Raw genomic sequence first — 19,178 nt, 5'->3', positions numbered from 1 at the left:
ATTCCGGAATGGCCGGTCTGCTCGGTTTCGATCCGCTGTTCTGGAGCCATTCAGAAATGCGCTATTCGGTCAACGGGAAGGCGTGCGACACGTGGATCTTCCAGCTGCCGTCCGGCTGGCGGCGGAACACGTCGACACCCGATTCGCGGACACTCTCGAGTACAGTGCCCGAAGCGTCGGTGACGGTGAGCGGCCACACCAGGCGCACCGCGGCGAGGTCGCCGTCGACGAGCACTTCGGCGATCTCGGGCGCCGCATAGGTGAACGTCCGGTCGGGGACGGTGAGTACCCGCTGAAACTGCGCGCACGTGGCGTCGTAGTTGCGGTCCTCGGTGCCGGGGTAGATCACGACGACATCGGGGGCGAACAGCGAGCAGACCGCAGCCACGTCCTTGTTCGCGAAGTCGCGCGGCCACTGATGCAGGGCGTCCACGATCGATGCCTCGTCTCGGCCTGGTTCCGGCGACGCGGCGTGTTCGTCGGCGCAACCCGAGGCCGCCGCGAGGACGAGAACGGCGACCACAGGAAAGCGCCGTGCGCCCATCCGGCCTCCGTTCGGTGGCACCGTCCGTCCCCTACCGACGGGTAGAACCAGGGAGTAGTAACGAGAGTTACAAGTATCTTGCCGGAGTTCGTATCCTGCTGTCGAGAAACAACTTTCGGACACGGTCTCGATTCGGCAACGTAGACCACCGGTTCGTGATGTGATGTGGTCACACCAGACCGGCAACGCCCAGTGGCGACACCTCAGAGGCGGAATATTGACGATCGAAGCTCACCGCGACACCCGCGCGACACGGCACCTGTCCGCTTTGGACGCTGCAATTCAGATCCTGACCACCGCGCGCGGAAGCTCGTACAGCGCGGACCAGGCCTTCGACGAACTACTCGACTCCTCCATGCGGCATCAGGTCGATGTCGGCGATCTGGCCGAAGCCCTCGCCGACCTCGCCGACGGGATCCGTCCCGAGGCCGACGACCATCGCCGGGCCCGCGACGTGGCTGCGCGCGAGTGGGGAGCCTTCCTGCCCTAACCGGCGCAGTCGATACACGTCAGGGCGGCGGGGAGCGCGTCGAGCCGAACCTCGGCGATCGGCCGGCCGCACCGGATGCAGAGGCCGTACGTCCCGCTGTCGAGCCGCTGCTGCGCCGCCGCCAGATCCTCGACCTCGCGTCTCGCATCGGCCAGCAGCGCCGACACCTGGGCCCGTTCGAACGCGATGGTCGAGCCCTCGGGATCGTGTTCGTCGTCGTCCGTGGTGAATTCCGACCCCTCCACGATCGCGGTGAAACGGCCGGTCAGCGAGGCTATGCGACGCTCGGCGTCGACGCGTTCCTCGGCGATTCGAACGCGATGCTCCGGTGCGGTCATGTCCCGTTCAACATCGGCCGCTGCCCGGTGCTTCCCCCGGTAATCCGCTCGATCGATCCTGGACTTTCTGTCAGGCTTCCCCGCATGGCACGCACATTCGAGGATCTGGTGGCCGAGGCAGAATCCGTGTCGGTGGACGGCTGGGATTTCTCCTGGCTCGACGGCCGGGCGACCGAACAGCGGCCGTCGTGGGGGTATCAGCGCCTGATGGGTGAACGGCTCGGGCGCGCGAACGCCGCTCTGGACATCCAGACCGGGGGCGGGGAGGTCCTCGCCGGCGCCGCGACGATGCCTCGCGTGATGGTGGCGACGGAATCGTGGCCGCCGAACGTCGCGAAGGCCACGGCGCTACTGCATCCGCTCGGTGCGGTCGTGGTGGCCGACGCGGACGAGCCGCCGCTGCCGTTCGCCGAGGGCGCCTTCGACCTGGTGACCAGCAGGCACCCGGCCACGGTGTGGTGGGACGAGATCGCCCGCGTCCTGCAACCCGGAGGCACGTACTTCTCCCAGCACGTCGGGCACGCGAGCGTCTTCGAACTCGTCGAGTACTTCCTGGGGCCGCAACCCGAGAACGTGCGCCGCGGCCGCCACTACGAGGACGAGTGCGCGGATGCGGAAGCCGCGGGACTCGAGGTCGTCGATCTCCGTTTCGAATCTCTGCGGATCGAGTTCTTCGACATCGGCGCCGTCGTCTACTTCCTGCGCAAGGTGATCTGGATGGTGCCCGGTTTCACCGCCGCGCAGTACCGCGACCGTCTGCGGGAACTCCACGACCGGATCGAGGCGGACGGCCCGTTTGTGGCCCATTCGACCCGGTTCCTCATCGAGGCCCGCAAACGTGGCTGACTCAGCCCATCGTCTTCGACCCGTCGAGAGCCTCCCGGAGGATGTCGGCGTGCCCGGCGTGCTGGGCCGTTTCACCGATGATGTGGAGCAGCACCCGGCGCGCGGACCAGCGCGATCCCGGTTCGAACCACGGCGCCTTCGGCAGCGGATGCGAGATGTCGAGGTCGGGCAGCGCGGCCACGATCTCGTCGGTCCGGTGCGCCACCTTCGCGTAACGGTCGAGGACGCCGGCCAGGGTCTCGTCGGCGCGGAGGGTGAATTCCTTCTCGCGATTGCCGGTGCCGGTGCCGTCCACGGGGCCGCTGCGGACGGCGTCGGTGCCGCGCACGATGAAATCGGCCCACACCCGTTCGGTGTCCGACACGTGTTTGACGAGTCCGCCCAGGCACAGCACGCTCGCCGTCGGGCGCCGGGCCGCCTGCTCGTCGGTGAGGTCGCGGACGGTGTGGCGGAGCAGGTACCGGTGCTTCGCCAGCGACTCCAGCAAGTCGGCACGCTCGCCGGTAGTCGACGTTTTCGCGGTAGAGGTCACGGGGGATCACCTGCTCCAGCCGGTCCGATGATGGCGCATTCGACCGTAGCGGTCAGCCGCCGTGCGCGGTGACATAACCGGTCGCGCGGCCGTGGGTGTCGAGTTCCCACCCCATCCGCTTCCGGGACCGGAGCGTCACCGAGGAGTCGATGATCTCGAGGCTGGGGGCGCGGGTCTCCAGCCACTCCTGCACCCGCAGCAGGTCGGGCAGTGAAGACACCCACATGCTGACGAGGAAGTTCGCGGGTCCGGTCATCGACATGCACAAGCGCAGTTCGGGGCGGGTGTTGACGACCTCCACGACGTCGCGGTGCGCGCGCACGGGCAGGCGGCACCACCACGTGACGGTGATGGGCCACCGCGTCGCGTTCTGGGCGACGTCGCAGCGCAGCACTACCGTGCGGGAGCGCAGCAACCCGGCGAGTTGCCTGCGCACCGAGGACGCGGGCCGGTCGATCACCGCGGCGATCTCGCGCGCGGACGCCCGGCCGTTCCGGGTGAGTTCGCGGACGAGCGCGCGGGCGACCTCGTCCGTCAGGCTCTCCGGCCGGCTCGATCCGGACTGCAGAGGGGTGTTCTCCAGTGCCGCGATCGCGGCGGACTGCGCCGTGTCCAGGGAGTCGAGGCGCCACCGGCTGCCCTCCGCGTGGAGTGCGGTGCACGTGTGCGTCCGGGTCGCATTGACGCTCGGGTGGCGGGGCAACTCCTCGAGCACCAGGTCCGACAACTCGTGCAACGACCCCGTCTGCACGGTCAGGATGAGGTCCCGGCCACGCGCCGCATGCTCGATCGACGACACCCGCGGGTCCCGGGTGAGCGCCTCGACCAGTGTCTTCGTGCCGGCGAGGTCGCACGTCACCTCGATCATCGCGGTGAACGCCCCCGCACCCGTCATCGGTGCGGGATAGGCGGTGATCCAGGCCAGTCCGCGCTCGGTGACCGATTCCCACCGCCGTGCGAGGGTCGCGGACGTCGCGCGGAGGATCGGGGCCAGCTCGGCCCACGTCGCCCGGGGACGGATTTGCAGGGCGTGAATGAGCGAAAGCTCGGATTCGGTCAGCATCTCGCTCATAAAGCTCTTTCTGATTCGGTGAGAATGATCGTTTTCGACGTTATCGGTGGTCCGTCGTTCCGTGGCTCACAGCATATGACCACCGACGCATTCGGTCCCGAACGTGACCACCGATATAAGGGAGAGCAATGGATCTCTTGGACGACGCCCGCGCTCTGCAGGGCGACCTCGCGCAGTTGCGGCGTGTACTGCACCGCGAACCCGAGGTCGGTCTGGACCTGCCGCGCACGCAGGAAACGGTCCTCGCGGCGTTGGACGGACTGCCGCTCGAGATCTCGACGGGAACCCGCACGACGTCCGTGACCGCGGTGCTCCGGGGTGGCCGACGCTCGGCGGGCGCCGCGCCGACGGTGCTGCTGCGCGCCGACATGGACGGACTGCCGGTCACCGAACAGACCGGACTCGACTTCGCGGCGCAGAACGGCGCCATGCACGGATGCGGGCACGACCTGCACACCGCGGCGCTCGTCGGGGCCGCGCAACTGCTCAGCCGGCACCGCGACCGGTTGGCGGGCGACGTCGTCCTGATGTTCCAGCCCGGCGAGGAGGGGTGGGACGGCGCCAAGGTGATGGTCGACGAGGGCGTCCTCGACGCGTCCGGTCGGCGCGCGGACACCGCGTACGGCATGCACGTCTTCTCCTGCCAGAGGCCGCAGGGCCGCTTCTTCTCCAAGGCGGGCACCCTGCTCGCGGCGTCGTACAAACTGACCGTGACGGTGCGCGGGGCGGGTGGCCACGGCTCGTCCCCGTCGACCGCCCGGGATCCGATCACCGCGATGGCCGAGATGATCACGTCGCTGCAGACCATGATCACCCGGACGTTCGACGTGTTCGACCCCGTCGTCGTGACCGTCGCGAACGTGCGGGCCGGATCGCGGCACAACATCATTCCCGACGATGCGCGGTTCGAGGCGACCGTCCGGTGCTATTCGTCCGCCACGTACGAGAAGGTGCCGGGAGCGCTGCGCAGGGTGCTCGAGGGGGTCGCGTCCGCGCAACGCGTCGACGTCGAGGTCGACGTGGCCCCGGAGTTCCCGATGACGATCAACGACGTGGACGAGGTCGCGTTCGGCGCCGAAGTCGTCAGCGACCTCATGGGCGAGGACCGCTACGAGACGGTCACGCATCCGATGGCCGGGTCCGAGGATTTCTCCTACGTCCTGCAGGAGGTGCCCGGCGCGTTCATCGGGCTGGGCGCGTGCATGCCCGGCGCCGACCCCGCTGCGGCTCCCATGAACCATTCGCCGCGGGCGCAATTCGACGACGCGGTGCTCGCGGACGCCGCCACCATCTACGCTGGGCTGGCCGTTCGACGTCTGGAAAAGGCGAAGTCCGGCGATGCCCGGCTCGAGAATGCCGCGGCCGGAGGTGACGCACGATGACCGGGATCGCTACCGAAAGCGGGTCCGTAAACGCAGGCCAGCCCACCGTCCGTCAGCGGTCCGAGCGCTGGGAGAAGGCTCGCGCGATCGTCGGCGTGGGCACGGGCAACGGGATCGAGTACTTCGACTGGACCGTCTACGCCACGTTCGCCGCGTTCTTCGCCCCGCAGTTCTTCCACACCGGGTCCGCCGTCTCCGACCTGCTGGCGTCGTTCGGCGTCTTCGCCGTCGGATTCGTTGCCAGGCCGTTCGGCGGTCTGCTGTTCGGCTGGCTGTCGGACCGCCGGGGACGCAAGCTGTCCATGACGCTCGCCGTCGGCCTCGCCGCGATCGGCAGCCTGGTCATCGGCCTGACCCCGACCCATCAGACGATCGGTGTCGCGGCGGCGGTCGTCCTCGTCGTCGCGCGTCTCGCGCAGGGCGTCGCGCACGGCGGCGAATTACCGTCCGCGCAGACCTACATCGTGGAATTCGCGCCGACGGCGCGGCGCGGACTCTGGTCCAGCCTCATCTACATCTCCAACACCACCGGAGTAGTGGTGGGCACGCTGCTCGGCGCATTGCTCACGACAACATTGAGTTCGGAGCAGATGGCCGACTGGGGTTGGCGAGTGCCGTTCCTGCTGGGCGGCGTGCTCGGCCTGTTCGTGCTGTGGATGCGGTCCCGGATGAGCGAGACCGAGGTCTACGAGGAGTCGGGTGAGGACACCACGAAGCGGTCGATGTGGCAACTGTTCGTGGTGCATCGGCGGCAGGTGTTCCAGATCCTGTTCTTCACGGTCGGCGGCACCGTCGTCTACTACGTGTGGGCGGTGTCGGCGCCGGCGTACGCGATCACGGTCCGGGGTATCGATCCGTCCGGCGCACTGTGGGCGGGGGTCGGCGCGAACCTCGTACTGATTGCGTCGCTGCCCTTCTGGGGTGCGGTGTCGGACCGGATCGGACGCAAACCGGTGCTGTACATCGGCAACCTCGGCATCGCGGCCCTGCTGTTTCCGCTCAACGCCATGATCGGGCACAGTGCGCTCACCCTGTTCTTCGCGATGGCGATCGCCCTGTTCGTGATGGGCGCGCTCCTGTCGGTCATGCCGGCGATGATGGCCGAACTCTTCCCGACCGGGCTGCGCGCCGCCGGTGTCGGGGTGCCGTACTCGATCGGGGTGGCGGCGTTCGGCGGGACGGCGGCGTACGTCCAGACGTTCTTCGCCGACCGTGGGTCGCCGGAACTGTTCGAGTGGTACGCCCTCGCGCTCATCGCGGTCTCGACCGTCGCGCTGGTCACGATCCCGGAAACCAGGGGACGGGATCTGGCCGCCCAGCACTAGCCCACGTGAGCGGCAAAGAGTGCTCCGGCACGCTTTGCCGCTCACGTGTGGGATCTTGAAGCGGTGAAGACACACTCGGTACGTATGGCGCGAGCCGCGGCAACCGTCGCGATCACCTCCCTGACGGTCGCCGGCACCTGCCTCGCCTCCCCGGCCGCGTTCGCCGACGAGGCCGACCGCACGCCGGGGAGCGTCGTGGACGTCGAGCCGCTGCCCGCCGACCTCCGGATCCCCGGTACCGCCGACGCACAGCGAATCACGTACTGGTCGATCGGGTCCGACGGAGGTCCCGCACTCAGCAGCGGTGCCGTGTACGTGCCACCGGGGGACGCGCCCGACGGGGGCTGGCCGGTGGTCGCGTGGGCGCACGGCACGTCCGGACTCGCGGACGACTGCGCGCCCTCGCTCGTCGGTCCTGCGCTCCCCGAGCGTGACTACCCGTACCTCGGACGCTGGCTCGAGCAGGGATACGCCGTCGTCTCCACCGATTACGTCGGTCTCGGCACACCCGGTGTGATGCCCTATCTCGACGGAAAGGTCGAGGCGCACAGCGTCGTCGACTCGGTGAAGGCCGCCCGCACCGTCGACGAGTCCCTGTCGAACAAGTGGGTGGTCGTCGGACAGTCGCAGGGTGGTGGGGCCGCGATCACCACCGCCCGCTACGCCACCGAGTTCGGCGGGGAGACGCTGGACTACCGCGGGGCCGTGGGAACGGGCGTTCCCGCGAACATCGAACTGGCACTGCTGCCGCTCGGGCCGGGGGTGCCACCCACGGCGATCCCTGCCGGCCTCACGTCGTACCTGTTCTACATCCTCGCGGGACTGCGGTCGGCGCACCCCGAGATCGACCTCGACTCGTACCTCACACCCCTCGGCGCGCACTACGTGGACGCTGCGGAACAGCTGTGCGTCAACGAACTTCACGATGCTGCGGAGGGTGTGGTGGTCGGTGACCTGTTCAGCAAGCCGTTGAACACGATTCCGAACTTCCACGGCATGCTCGTGGACTACATGGGCGTCCCGACGAGCGGATACGACCGTCCCCTGTTCATCGGGCAGGGGCTCACCGACATCGACGTGCCCGCGCCGTCGGCGTTCTCGCTGGTCGCCGCGCTCACCGCGAACGGTGAGCCGGTCACGTTCACGACGTATCCCACCGACCACAGCGGCACGCTCGTCGATTCGCAGGCCGACACCATCCCGTTCGTGCGGGGCCTGTTCGGCTGATCGATCGGGGCACTGTCCAGAATCCGGACAGTTGCCCGCCGCGCCCGCGGGCACTATGGCGTGGGTCACACGGTGTGGGTACGTTCGGATGTGAGTCGTGCACCGGTGCACGACCGGATCCGCGCGCGGCAAGGAGTCGAGGTTGGAGTTTGGCGGCACGACCGGGCACGCGGCGATGCGGCCGGAGATCGCATTGTCCTGGAAGCGTTCGGCGCTCAGCGGGCTGGAACCGACGTCGACGCCGAGCGATGATCCCTGCCCCGACCTGGACAAGTCCAGTCGGCTGCTGCAGGCGGCCCGGCCCGTCCTCGACGAGATGGAACAGCAGATCCAGGGCACCGGTTTCTGTGTCCTGCTCGCCGACCGCGACTGCCGCATCGTCGCCCGGCTGTTCGACGGCCGCAAACTCGAGCGCCTGATCGACGGCGCCGGGGCGGTGCTGGGGTCGAGGTTCGGCGAGGACTGCGTCGGGACCACCGCGCTGGGGACGCCGCTGGAGGTCCGGCGCGGAGTCGTGATCCACGGCGAGGAGCACTACCTCGAGCGGTTCAAGGACCTCAGCTGTTACGGACACCCGATCGTGCATCCGGTGACGCGCCGCGTCGAGGGCATCCTCGACATGACGGGCGTCGCGTCGCGGGCCAACCCGCTGTTCGCCCCGTTCCTGGCCCGCGCGGCCGGCGACATCGAGCGACGGCTGCTCGAGGGGTCCCGGGTGTCGCAGCAGCGGCTCGTGGACGCGTTCCAGCGGGTGTCGCCGCAGAATCAGATGGCGGTCACCGCGATCGGCGAGGACATCCTGCTCAGCAACCGGGTCGCGCTCGACCTGCTCCAGGTGTCCGATCACGCGACGCTGCGGGGGCTTGCCGCGGACCTGCGCCCGGAGCAGTCGAAGACGGTGCGGATCCGATTGTCCTCGGGCGAACCGGCGTTGGTCCGGGCCGACCACGTGGCGGGCACCGACGGAGGCGCGGTGTTCGTCGTCCGCCCGGACCGCCGGACGAGCACCCCCATCCGGCGCGGCAAGTCGCCGTCGAGTTCCGTCGTCGAACGCAGCAGGTCGGAGTTGTCGCGGCTGCGCGAGACCCGGGATCCGGTGGTGATCAGCGGCGAACCGGGAACCGGCAGGACCACGGCGGTCCGCGATCTGGCCGGCGACCGGTCGCTCGTATGTATGGACGCTGCCACGATCGCTCTCGACGGCGCCGAGGCCTGGATCGATCGACTGCTCGCCCTGGTGGCGGGACCCTCCGCGGTCCTGGCGATCGAAGAGGTGCAGTTGCTGCCCGAATCGATGCTGCCGCTGGTCGTGAAGATGCTGGCGGCCGACGCGGGTCCCCGGATCGTGATGACCAGTTCGCCGCTCGGTGACCTGCCGCCGGGAGTGGCCGGTCTGGCAGGCCGGTGCCCCGGACAGGTGGTGCTGCCGCCGCTGCGGCAACGCACCCGCGAGTTCGCGGACATCGCGCAGGCGGTCCTCGACTCCGTCGAACCGGGCCTCCGGCTCTCGGCGAGCGCGCTGGACGCTCTGATCGCCCGCGACTGGCCGGGCAACATCGCGGAACTGTCCGTCGTGTTGCAGGCGGCCGCGCGCGGGCGCGCCAGTGCGCACCTCGCTGTCGCGGATCTGCCCGACCAGTATCGGACGCCGCCGCGGGTGTCCCGGCTGGCGGGCCGCGAACGCGCCGAACGCCAGGCCATCGTCGACGCACTGCAGGAAAGTGGCGGCAACAAGGTGCACGCCGCGGCCGCGCTGGGCATCAGCCGCAGCACGCTCTACGTCCGGATGCGGGCCCTCGATATCACCGTCTAGCTGCAGTTTCATCCACCGATCCGCGACCGTCCGGAGGTGTCCGAAGTCAGGACAGTTAGTGATATGGCAATCAGTGCACTATGAGCCACATCACATTCACAACTTCGGAGGTTTTGATGACAGCGACGATCGAACCCAGCCAAGCGGAACTCTTGCCGTCGGTACGGAACTTTCTGTCCGGCACCAAGCGATTCCTCGTCGGCGGGCAGTGGGTGGAATCGGCCAGCGGCGAGACGTTCGAGACCATCGACCCCGCCAACGGGCAGGTGCTGACCACCGTCGCACGCGGTGGCGCCGAGGACGTCGACCGTGCAGTCCGGGCCGCACGCACGGCGTTCGACGAGGGCCCGTGGTCCACCATGAAGCCCAACGAGCGCGAACGCCTCATCTGGCGGGTCGGCGACATCCTCTCCGAGCGCGCCGAGGAATTCGGTCAGCTCGAGGCGCTGGACAACGGCAAGTCGGCGGGCATCGCCGCGGCCGTCGACGTCGCCTGGTCGGCCGACATCTTCCGCTACTTCGCGGGCTGGGCCACCAAGATCGAGGGCAGCACGGTCAACGTGAGCATGCCGTTCGTCCCCGGCGGCCAGTTCCACGCGTACACGCTTCGTGAGCCCGTCGGCGTCTGTGGACTGATCGTTCCCTGGAACTTCCCGCTGCTGATGGCCGCGTTCAAGCTGGCCCCCGCGCTCGCGGCGGGCAACACGGTGATCCTCAAGCCCGCGGAGCAGACCCCGCTCACCGCGATCCTGCTCGGTGAGGTGTTCGAGGAGGCCGGCTTTCCGCCCGGCGTCGTCAACATCGTCACCGGCTTCGGCGACGCCGGGGCCGCGCTGTCGGCTCACGACGACGTCGACAAGATCGCGTTCACCGGCTCCACCGAGGTCGGGAAGAAGATCGTCGACGCCGCCCGCGGCAACCTGAAGAAGGTGTCGCTCGAACTCGGCGGCAAGAGCGCCAACGTCGTGTTCGCGGACGCGGACTTCGACGCCGCCGTCACCGGATCGCTCAACGCCTGGCTGTTCAACCACGGCCAGTGCTGCGTCGCAGGAACCCGGATGTTCGTCGAGGACAGCATCTTCGACGACTTCACCGCCGCGGTCGCCGAGGCCGCGAGCCAGGTCAAGATCGGCCCCGGACTCGACCCCACCACCCAGCTCGGACCGCTCGTGTCGCAGGAACAGTTCGACAAGGTCACTGGCTATCTGGCCGCCGGACTCGCCGACGGCGCCCGCGCCCTCACCGGCGGAAAGCGCTGGGGCGACACCGGCTTCTACGTCGAGCCGACGGTGTTCGTCGACGTGAAGCCCGAATTCAGCATCGTCGAGGAAGAGATCTTCGGCCCGGTCGTCGCCGCGCTGCCCTTCAACGCGGAGGAGGGCGTCGCGAAGGCGGCGAACAGCAGCATCTACGGCCTCGCCGCCGGAATCTGGACCAAGGACCTGTCCAAGGCGCACCTCACGGCCCGCCAGCTCAAGGCCGGTTCGGTGTGGATCAACCAGTACAACGGGTTCGACACCGCCATGCCGTTCGGTGGCTACAAGCAGTCCGGGTGGGGGCGTGAGCTCGGGGCCACCGCCATCGACCTCTACACCCAGACCAAAGCCGTCAACATCGCACTCTGACCGTCACTCAACGAGGAGAAAGACATGAAGACCAAAGCAGCGGTTCTGTTCGAAACGCACAAGCCGTTCGAAATCGTGGAACTCGAGCTGGACGGTCCGGGTCCCGGCGAAGTGCTCATCAAGTACGTCGCGGCAGGCCTGTGCCACTCCGACCTGCACCTCACCGACGGCGATCTGCCGCCGCGTTTCCCCATCGTCGGCGGGCACGAGGGGTCCGGCATCATCGAGGAAGTCGGCCCCGGTGTCACCAAGGTGAAGCCCGGCGACCACGTGGTCTGCAGCTTCATCCCGAACTGCGGCACGTGTCGCTACTGCGCCACCGGCCGCCAGAACCTGTGTGACATGGGCGCCACCATCCTCGAGGGGTCGATGCCCGACGGCTCGTTCCGGTTCCACTCGGACAAGCAGGATTTCGGTGCCATGTGCATGCTCGGCACGTTCGCGGAGCGGGCCACGATCTCGCAGCACTCGGTGGTGAAGGTCGACGACTGGCTCCCGCTGGAGACCGCCGTCCTCGTCGGCTGCGGTGTGCCGTCCGGTTGGGGCACCGCGGTGTACTCCGGCGGCGTGCGCGCCGGTGACACCGTCGTCATCTACGGCATCGGCGGACTCGGCATCAACGCCGTGCAGGGCGCGGTCAGCGCCGGCGCCAAGTACGTCGTGGTGGTGGACCCGGTGGCGATGAAGCGGGAGGCCGCCCTGAAGTTCGGCGCCACCCACGCGTTCGCCGACGCCGCAACCGCGGCGGAGAAGGTCAACGAACTGACCTGGGGCCAGGGCGCCGATCAGGCCCTCATCCTGGTGGGCACCGTCGACGAAGAGGTGGTGCAGAACGCGACCGCCGTCATCGGTAAGGGCGGCACCGTCGTCATCACCGGCCTCGCCGACCCCGCGAAGCTCACGGTGCACATCTCGGGAACCGACCTGACCCTGAACCAGAAGACGATCAAGGGTTCGCTGTTCGGCTCGGCCAATCCGCAGTACGACATCGTCCGCCTGCTGCGGCTGTACGACGCGGGTCAGCTCAAGCTCGACGAGCTGATCACCACCAAGTACACGCTCGAGCAGGTGAACGAGGGCTACCAGGATCTGCGGGACGGAAAGAACCTGCGTGGCGTGATCGTCCACGCGTAGGCGGCTTCGCCGCCCGTGCGCGGCAAACGAGTCCGGAGACTCGTTACCCGCGCACGGGTGCGGAGCGCCACACGTCGGCGAGCAGGTCGTACGTCTTCAGCCAGGACTCGGTGTTCTCGGCGTGGGAGGCGACGATCAGCTCGTCGGCCTGTGCGTGCTCGGCGAACTCGTCGAGGTACGTCTTGACCTCGGTGGGTGTGCCGACCGCCGAGTACCGCACCATCTGCGCGACCTGCTGACCCGCCGGGGACGTCATGATGAGGTCGACCTCCTCGGGGGTGAACTTCTGACCGCGTCCAACCATTTGCACCACCCGTCGCCGCAGCGAGGCCTCGAACTGCCGGTGCGCGTCCTCGGTGGTGTCCGCGGCGATGGCGTTGACGCCGGCGATCACGTACGGCTCGGACAGCTCCTCGGACGGTTCGAACCGTTCCCGGTACAGCGTGACGGCGTCCACGAGCGAGTCGGGGGAGAAGTGGGACGCGTTGGCGTAGGGCAGGCCGAATTTCGCGGCGAGCTGCGCGCCGAACAGCGAGGATCCGAGGATGTACAGGGGAACGTTGGTGCCCTTGCCGGGAATCGCATCGACGCCGGGCACCCGTGACACGCCTTTGAGGTACGCCTGGAGTTCCAGCACGTCCTGCGGGAACCGGTCCGCGGACGCCGCGTCGCGGCGCAGTGCGTACATCGTCTTCTGGTCGCTGCCGGGGGCGCGGCCGAGTCCGAGGTCGATGCGGCCGGGGTGCAGGGTCGCGAGGGTGCCGAACTGCTCGGCGATCGTCAGCGGCGCGTGGTTGGGCAGCATGATGCCACCGGCGCCGAGCCGGATGTTCTGGGTGTGCGCGGCGACGTGCGCGATGAGGACGCTCGTCGCCGAGGAGCCGATCGACGGCATGTTGTGGTGCTCGGCGTACCAGATGCGGCGGTACCCGCGGGTCTCCGCGAGTTGCGCCAGTTTCACGCTCGCGTCGAAACTGTCCCGCGCCGTGTCGCCCTCGCGGATGTAGGCCAGATCCAGAATCGACAGAACAGCACTCACGGGCTTCTTCACCTTTCGTCACCGAGGTGCGAGAGGTTAGCCTCGCGCACTACCTCCGGGTACAACCGCGGAGGCAGTGCGCGTATTCCTGGCCGGTGTCAGGCCTCGACGAGTGGTCGCAACGTGCGGCCGGTGAGTTCCACGATGCCGGGTTCGTGCCCGTTGGCGACGAGATTGAGGACGACGCCGTCGATTCCCGGATCGAGGACCCGGGTCTTCAGCTGCTCGGCCACCTCGTCGGGGGCGCCGCAGAACTGCCGGTCGGTGGCGGCGGCGCGTTCCTCGTCCGACGCCTTCGACAGGTCGACGCCCCGCGCGAGCAGGAACTCGTGCTGGAGTTGGCGGGCGCGGTCGCCGTCCTCGTCGATGATGACGAAGGCCAGATAGCTGGTCTCCAGCGTGGACCGGTCGCGGCCGATCTCCGAACAGCGCGCGTCGAGGGCTTCGAGCTTGCGCGGCAACTCGCTCGCGTTGCAGATGATGTTCAGGTGATCGGCGAACCGGGCGGCGAGACCGAACGTCTTCTTCTCCCCGCCACCACCGAGCATGATCGGCAGGTCGTCGCGGATCCGCGGCTCGTTGATCGCGTTCTCGACGTGGTACCACTTGCCGTCGAACGTCGGGCGCTGACCGTGCAGCATCGGCGCGATGATCTGCAGCGCCTCGTCGAGCCGTTCGAACCGGTCGGTGAACGTGCCGAACTCGTAGCCGTACTGCTGATGCTCGAGTTCGAACCAGCCGGCCCCGATCCCGAGGACGGCGCGTCCGCCGCTGGCGACGTCCAGGGTGGTCACCGCCTTCGCGAGCATGGGTGGGTTGCGGTACGTGTTGCCGGTGACGAGGGCGGACAGCTGAATGTTCTCGGTGGCCGTGGCGAGGGCGCCGAGCGCGGTGTACGCCTCGAGCATCGGTTCGTCGGGCTCACCGAGGCCGGGCAGCTGATAGAAGTGATCCATCACGAATGCGGTGTCGAAGCCCGCGGATTCGGCCTCACGGGCCTGTGCGATCACGGTCGGAAACAGGTCCGCGACCGGGGTGGAGTAACTGAAATTCGGCATCTGGTATCCAAGGCGAATAGTCACCCGATCGACGCTACTCGGATGCCGGCTGGGGCACCTCTTTTATTTCGAGGGTAGGAAGTGATCACCCTGGGGTCCCTGTTACGCCACCTGTGGGTGGTGCACGCTGACGGTGGTGCCGTATCCGTCGCCGATCCGCCATCCGCGACAATTCTGCGCGGTGGGGAGGCGGAGTAGGCAGAGCAGAGCCCGAGGGGGGAGTTGAACATGTATTTCGATTCGCAGCAATCCGGTGGCACGGCATGCGCCTGCCCGGAGAGGCCTACGCCCGTCCGGCCGCACGTGGCCGTCCTGGAACGTCCACTCGCGCAGCCGACGCGTTCGACCGTCGGCGCCTTTCCGCTGACCGCAGCGCAGCGATCCATCTGGTTCGCGCAACAGCTCACGCCGGAGGTCCCGTACGTCATCGCCCACTACGTCGAGCTGAACGGGCCGGTCGAACTGGATGCTCTCCGCGACGCCACCCGTCGCGCGAACCGCGAATTCGGCTGGGGATCGGTGCGCCTGGTGGACATCGACGGACAGCCGCATCAGGTCGTGGATCCGACCGTCGACGATCGGGTGCCGACCACCGACCTGCGCGGCGAGGACGATCCCGTCGAAGCAGCGCACCGCTGGATGCGGAACGACCGGACCGCACGCACCGACATGTACGACGGTCCGCTCCTGGTCTCGCACATTCTGCGGCTGGGCGACGATCACTACTACTGGTATTCCCGCGCTCACCACATCGTGTCGGACGGGTACGCCGCGATGATGCTGATGAGCCGCACGGCCGAACTGTACGTCGCCGCGGTCGAGGGCAGAGAGCCCCCGGGTTGCCGGATCGAGGGACCGGAACGTCTCGTGCGGGAAGACGCGACCTACCGCGCCTCCACCCGGTTCGCCCGCGACCGCGACTATTGGCGAGAACAGGGCAGCGGGCCGGCTTCGGTCCTCAGCCTGAGCGGCCGCGCCGCGCGACCGGAGGTCGACGCCCGGACAGCGACCGGGCACACGCCTGCGAGCGGCGGTGTGCGGAATCCGACGGCCGTGACCGTCGCCGCCTTCGCGTCCTATCTCGCCAGGATGACCGGCGCCGACGACGTGGTCCTGTCCCTGCCCGTGTCGGCGCGGACGACGGCCTGCCTCAGGCATGCCGGCGGCTCGGTCTCCAATGTGATCCCGTTGCGGTTGAACGGAATCGGCTCTGCCACCGTGAGTCGTGCGGTCGGAACCGCGGAGGCGGCGTTGACGGCGGCACTGCGCCGTCAACGCTACCGCCGCGAGGACATCGGCCGGGACCTCGCCTCGGGTGGGGTCGAACTCCTGCATTTCGGGCCGGTGGTCAACGTCATGATGTTCACCAAGGAGATCACGCTGGGCGCCGTGCACGGGACGGTCCGGGTACTCACCACCGGTCCCGTCGCGGACCTCGCCGTCAACATCTATCCCGGGGCCGAGGGCAGTGCCCCCCGGATCGACTTCGAGGGAAACCCGGCACTGTACGACGACGCCGAACTGACCGGACACCACTCGCGTTTCCTCGCGTTCCTCGACCGCTTCATCGCATCGGCCGAGTCGGATGCACCGGTTGCCGATCTCGACGTCTTCTTCGCGGGCGAACGCGCGGAATTCGCTCCCGCGCGGGGTCGTCCGGATACGGACGCCGTCACGCTCGACCGTCTCCTGACGGGAACCGTCGCGAACGACCGGGCGGCGATTGCGATCACCGACCGGGGACGCACACTGTCCTACGGCGACCTGGACCGACTCGCCACCCGGTTGGCCCGCCTTCTGGCAGTTCGGGGCATCGGACCCGAGGACGTCGTCGCGGTCTCCATCCCACGGTCGATCGAGTCGGTGCTGGCGCTGTGGGCGGTCGCGAAGGCCGGCGCGGCCTATGTCCCGATCGACCCCTCACACCCGAGCGCTCGCATCGCGTACACCCTGGACGATTGCGGCGCGACGGTCGGGCTGACCGTCCGCTCGGAGCGGTCCCGGCTGCCCGGCACCGTCGCATGGCTGACCGCCGATATCGACGACCTCGACAGCCTCTGTGAAGAAACCCTCCCCGATGCGGAACGGACCCGTCCGCTGCTCGTGGATCATCCCGCGTATCTGATCTACACGTCCGGCTCGACCGGAACACCGAAGGGGGTCGTCGTCACCCACCGGGGTCTCGCCAACCTGGCACAGGAGATCCGGGACAAGTACGCGGTGTCCTCGCGTTCTCGTGTCCTGCATTTCGCCTCACCGAGTTTCGACACGGCGCTGGTCGAAGTACTCGCGGCCTGTATCGGCGGCGCGACGCTCGTCGTGACCCCGCCCGGCGTGTTCGGCGGTGACGAGCTGTCGCGACTGTTGCGCGACGAACACGTCACGCACCTCCTGACGACGCCGTCCGCACTGGCCGCGATCGACCCCGGCGCGACGAACGACCTGGAGTTGGTGCTGGTCGGAGGGGAAGCGTGCCCGCAGGAGTTGGTGCGGCGGTGGGCCGGCAGACAGGACATGCGCAACGCGTACGGTCCGACGGAGACGACGTGCAGCGTCACCCTCACCGATCCGATCTCACCGGACGCGCGACTGACGATCGGCTCCCTGATGCGCGGCGTGGACGCGGTGGTTCTGGATCACCGCCTGCGTCCGCTTCCTGTGGGCGCCGTCGGTGAGCTCTACCTCGCCACCTCGGCACTCGCACGGGGCTATCACCGGCGCCACGGTCTGACCGCCGCACGGTTCGTGGCCAACCCGTTCGGCCGCCGAGGATCCCGGATGTTCCGCACCGGGGACGTCGTCCGGTGGACGGCGACCGGGACACTCGAGTTCCTGGACAGGGCGGACGACCAGATCAAGATCCGCGGATTCCGTGTCGAGCTCGGCGAGATCGACGCCACGCTGACCGCGCAACCGGGCGTCACGTTCGCGGCGACGGTGCTGCACCGGACCTCGGCCGGAAACCCGAACCTGGTGTCCTACATCATGGCCGAGCCGGACGCCTCGATCGATCGTGACATGCTGACAGCGCAGCTGGCACGATTCCTGCCCGACTACATGGTTCCGAAATCGATCATGCTTCTGAATTCGATCCCGTTGACACCGACGGGGAAACTCGACCGGGCAGCGCTGCCGCTGCCGGAGTTCGGCTCGGACTCGGTGCCTCATCGTGACCCCGAGACGCCGGCCGAGCGTCGGGTCGCGCGAGTGTTCGCCCAGGTTCTCGGTGTGGACGCAGTAGGCGCCGACGATTCGTTCTTCGACCTCAGCGGCGACTCGCTGTCGGCGATCAGGGTGGTCGCGCGGATCAACGCCGAGCTCGGCACAAGCATGGGTGTGCGCGACCTCTTCGACGCACCGACGGTCGCTGCACTGGCAGTGACGGTCGCGGAGGCCTGCGCACACTCGCCGGCCATCCGCCCGCAGCGCGGACCGAAGCTGGGTGCCACACCGCTGCCCGCCCTCGTGCCGCTGTCCCCGTCACAAGTCTTCATCGACCGCACCGTCGTGGAACCCGCTCTCCACAACATCCCCTTCACCGTGCGCGTGCGCGGCGAATTCGACGTCGATGCCCTGCGCTCGGCGATGGCGGACGTCCTCGGCAGGCACCGGTCACTGAGGACCGTGTTCCCCGACTCGCCGTCGGGGCCGTACCAGTACGTGCTCGACGTGGCCGACGCGATGCCCGACCTCAGGCCGGTGGTGATCGGCGCGGCGGAAGCGGAAGCCCGGACGTCGAACCTGCTGTCCGCCGGATTCGACGTGCGGCGGGACCCGCCGCTGCGCGCCCGGCTGTTCCGGCTCGGCGACCGAGACCACCTGCTGGCGTGCGTCGTCCACCACATCGCCGCGGACGGCTGGTCGCTCGCGCCGCTGGCACGGGATCTCGCGGACGCCTACGGTGCCCGGTCTGCGGGCGGGGCGCCCGGCTGGGAGCCGCCGACCGCGACGTACGCGGACTACACCGTGTGGCGGCGGGCGCTGCTGGGCGACGAGGACGACCCGGCGAGTGTCGCGTCGAAGCAGATCGCCCACTGGGCGAAGGAACTGTCGGGGCTGCGCGGGGAGCTTGCGCTGCCCACCGATCGCCCCCGGCCGGAGCGGTGGACCTACCGGGCGGGGCGGCTTCCGTTCTCGCTCGACGAGCATGCGCATCGAGGCCTGCTGGCCACCGCGCACGAGCATCATGCCAGCCTGTTCACGGCGCTCAGGGCGGCAGTGGCGATCCTGCTCGCCCGCCTCAGCGGAGATCCCGACATCGCGATCGGCACTCCGATCGCGGGTCGGGGAGACCCGGCGCTCGACGACGTGGTGGGCATGTTCGTCAACACGCTGGTTCTGCGTACCCGGGTCGACCCGAGCATGACGCTGTGCGACATCGTCGAAGGATCCCGCGGCGTGGAGCTTCGCGCTCTGGCGAATGCCGATGTGCAGTTCGAACGACTCGTGCAGGTACTCGACCCGCCCCGGTCGCCCTCCCTGCACCCGCTGTTCCAGGTTGCGCTGTCGCTGAACAACTTCGCTCCCGCCGCCCTGAACGTGTCCGGGCTCGACTTCGAGGTCACTCCGCGTCCGCTCGACATCGCCAAGTGCGATCTGCACTTCCACTTCACCGAACGTCACGACGTCGACGGGAGGCCCGCCGGAATCGACGCCGAACTGGTGTATTCCGCCGACCTCTACGATGCATCCACCGCACAGGGTTTCGTCGACCTGCTGCACACCGTCGTCGACCCGATCGGTAGGTGACCGG

15 protein-coding genes are annotated in these 19,178 nt (G+C 68.5%); 9 read left to right on the top strand and 6 right to left on the bottom strand.

Going from position 1 to position 19,178, the window contains the following annotated elements:
• Positions 1-61 precede the first annotated feature (61 nt).
• A complete protein-coding gene (locus tag JWS14_RS13160) occupies positions 62-544 on the bottom strand; it encodes a YybH family protein (RefSeq protein WP_206013444.1) in 483 nt (160 codons plus the stop codon).
• A gap of 217 nt (positions 545-761) precedes the next feature.
• Here JWS14_RS13160 and JWS14_RS13155 point away from each other — a divergent pair, with 217 nt between their 5' ends.
• On the top strand, positions 762-1,034 hold the full coding sequence (locus tag JWS14_RS13155; protein WP_072948135.1) for an ANTAR domain-containing protein: 273 nt from the start codon (positions 762-764) through the stop codon (positions 1,032-1,034).
• Here the strand turns inward: JWS14_RS13155 and JWS14_RS13150 are convergent.
• Positions 1,031-1,372 (bottom strand): TraR/DksA family transcriptional regulator, encoded by a 342-nt coding sequence (locus tag JWS14_RS13150; protein WP_206013443.1) that lies wholly within the window; start codon positions 1,370-1,372, stop codon positions 1,031-1,033. The genes JWS14_RS13155 and JWS14_RS13150 overlap by 4 nt on opposite strands.
• A gap of 84 nt (positions 1,373-1,456) precedes the next feature.
• On the opposite strand from JWS14_RS13150, the gene JWS14_RS13145 reads away from it, so the two are divergent.
• Positions 1,457-2,218 (top strand): class I SAM-dependent methyltransferase, encoded by a 762-nt coding sequence (locus JWS14_RS13145; RefSeq protein ID WP_095862303.1) that lies wholly within the window; start codon positions 1,457-1,459, stop codon positions 2,216-2,218.
• A 1-nt stretch (position 2,219) separates the two neighbouring features.
• Here the strand turns inward: JWS14_RS13145 and JWS14_RS13140 are convergent, their stop codons facing one another.
• Positions 2,220-2,750 carry a DinB family protein gene (locus tag JWS14_RS13140; protein ID WP_206013442.1) on the bottom strand — a complete coding sequence of 177 codons (531 nt, stop codon included), beginning with the start codon at positions 2,748-2,750 and terminating at the stop codon, positions 2,220-2,222.
• A 52-nt stretch (positions 2,751-2,802) separates the two neighbouring features.
• Positions 2,803-3,822: an Lrp/AsnC family transcriptional regulator gene (locus JWS14_RS13135; protein WP_206013441.1), complete on the bottom strand. Its 1,020-nt coding sequence runs from the start codon at positions 3,820-3,822 to the stop codon at positions 2,803-2,805.
• Positions 3,823-3,950: 128 nt separating this feature from the next.
• Between JWS14_RS13135 and JWS14_RS13130 the strand changes: the two genes are divergently transcribed.
• The 6 genes from JWS14_RS13130 to JWS14_RS13105 all read left to right on the top strand — a co-directional run bounded on the left by JWS14_RS13130 (position 3,951) and on the right by JWS14_RS13105 (position 12,328).
• Positions 3,951-5,204, top strand: a complete 1,254-nt coding sequence (locus tag JWS14_RS13130; protein ID WP_206013440.1) for a M20 metallopeptidase family protein — start codon at positions 3,951-3,953, stop codon at positions 5,202-5,204.
• Positions 5,201-6,529 carry an MFS transporter gene (locus tag JWS14_RS13125; protein WP_206013439.1) on the top strand — a complete coding sequence of 443 codons (1,329 nt, stop codon included), beginning with the start codon at positions 5,201-5,203 and terminating at the stop codon, positions 6,527-6,529. Before JWS14_RS13130 ends, JWS14_RS13125 begins: the two co-directional genes overlap by 4 nt.
• 84 nt (positions 6,530-6,613) lie before the next feature.
• Positions 6,614-7,756 carry an alpha/beta hydrolase gene (locus tag JWS14_RS13120; RefSeq protein ID WP_206013438.1) on the top strand — a complete coding sequence of 381 codons (1,143 nt, stop codon included), beginning with the start codon at positions 6,614-6,616 and terminating at the stop codon, positions 7,754-7,756.
• A 175-nt stretch (positions 7,757-7,931) separates the two neighbouring features.
• Complete coding sequence (locus tag JWS14_RS13115; RefSeq protein ID WP_206016002.1) at positions 7,932-9,569, top strand: sigma-54-dependent Fis family transcriptional regulator; 1,638 nt, start codon at positions 7,932-7,934, stop codon at positions 9,567-9,569.
• 116 nt (positions 9,570-9,685) lie between these two features.
• The gene (locus tag JWS14_RS13110) at positions 9,686-11,194 is read left to right on the top strand and encodes an aldehyde dehydrogenase family protein (RefSeq protein WP_072948104.1); all 1,509 of its coding nucleotides are present in this window, start codon (positions 9,686-9,688) and stop codon (positions 11,192-11,194) included.
• Between the two features lie 24 nt (positions 11,195-11,218).
• Positions 11,219-12,328, top strand: a complete 1,110-nt coding sequence (locus JWS14_RS13105) for an NDMA-dependent alcohol dehydrogenase (protein ID WP_206013437.1) — start codon at positions 11,219-11,221, stop codon at positions 12,326-12,328.
• Between the two features lie 43 nt (positions 12,329-12,371).
• Here JWS14_RS13105 and JWS14_RS13100 read toward each other — a convergent pair whose 3' ends face one another.
• The gene (locus JWS14_RS13100) at positions 12,372-13,367 is read right to left on the bottom strand and encodes an LLM class flavin-dependent oxidoreductase (protein ID WP_095862723.1); all 996 of its coding nucleotides are present in this window, start codon (positions 13,365-13,367) and stop codon (positions 12,372-12,374) included.
• 98 nt (positions 13,368-13,465) lie between these two features.
• Positions 13,466-14,449, bottom strand: coding sequence for an LLM class F420-dependent oxidoreductase (locus JWS14_RS13095; RefSeq protein WP_072948110.1), 984 nt, complete (start codon positions 14,447-14,449; stop codon positions 13,466-13,468).
• A 198-nt stretch (positions 14,450-14,647) separates the two neighbouring features.
• On the opposite strand from JWS14_RS13095, the gene JWS14_RS13090 reads away from it, so the two are divergent.
• Positions 14,648-19,174 carry a non-ribosomal peptide synthetase gene (locus JWS14_RS13090; RefSeq protein WP_206013436.1) on the top strand — a complete coding sequence of 1,509 codons (4,527 nt, stop codon included), beginning with the start codon at positions 14,648-14,650 and terminating at the stop codon, positions 19,172-19,174.
• Positions 19,175-19,178 lie beyond the last annotated feature (4 nt).

This window comes from Rhodococcus koreensis (assembly GCF_017068375.1).
Lineage (GTDB): Bacteria > Actinomycetota > Actinomycetes > Mycobacteriales > Mycobacteriaceae > Rhodococcus_F > Rhodococcus_F koreensis.
Note: the sequence above shows the minus strand (reverse complement) of the source record. Positions and strands in the feature narration are given on the sequence as shown.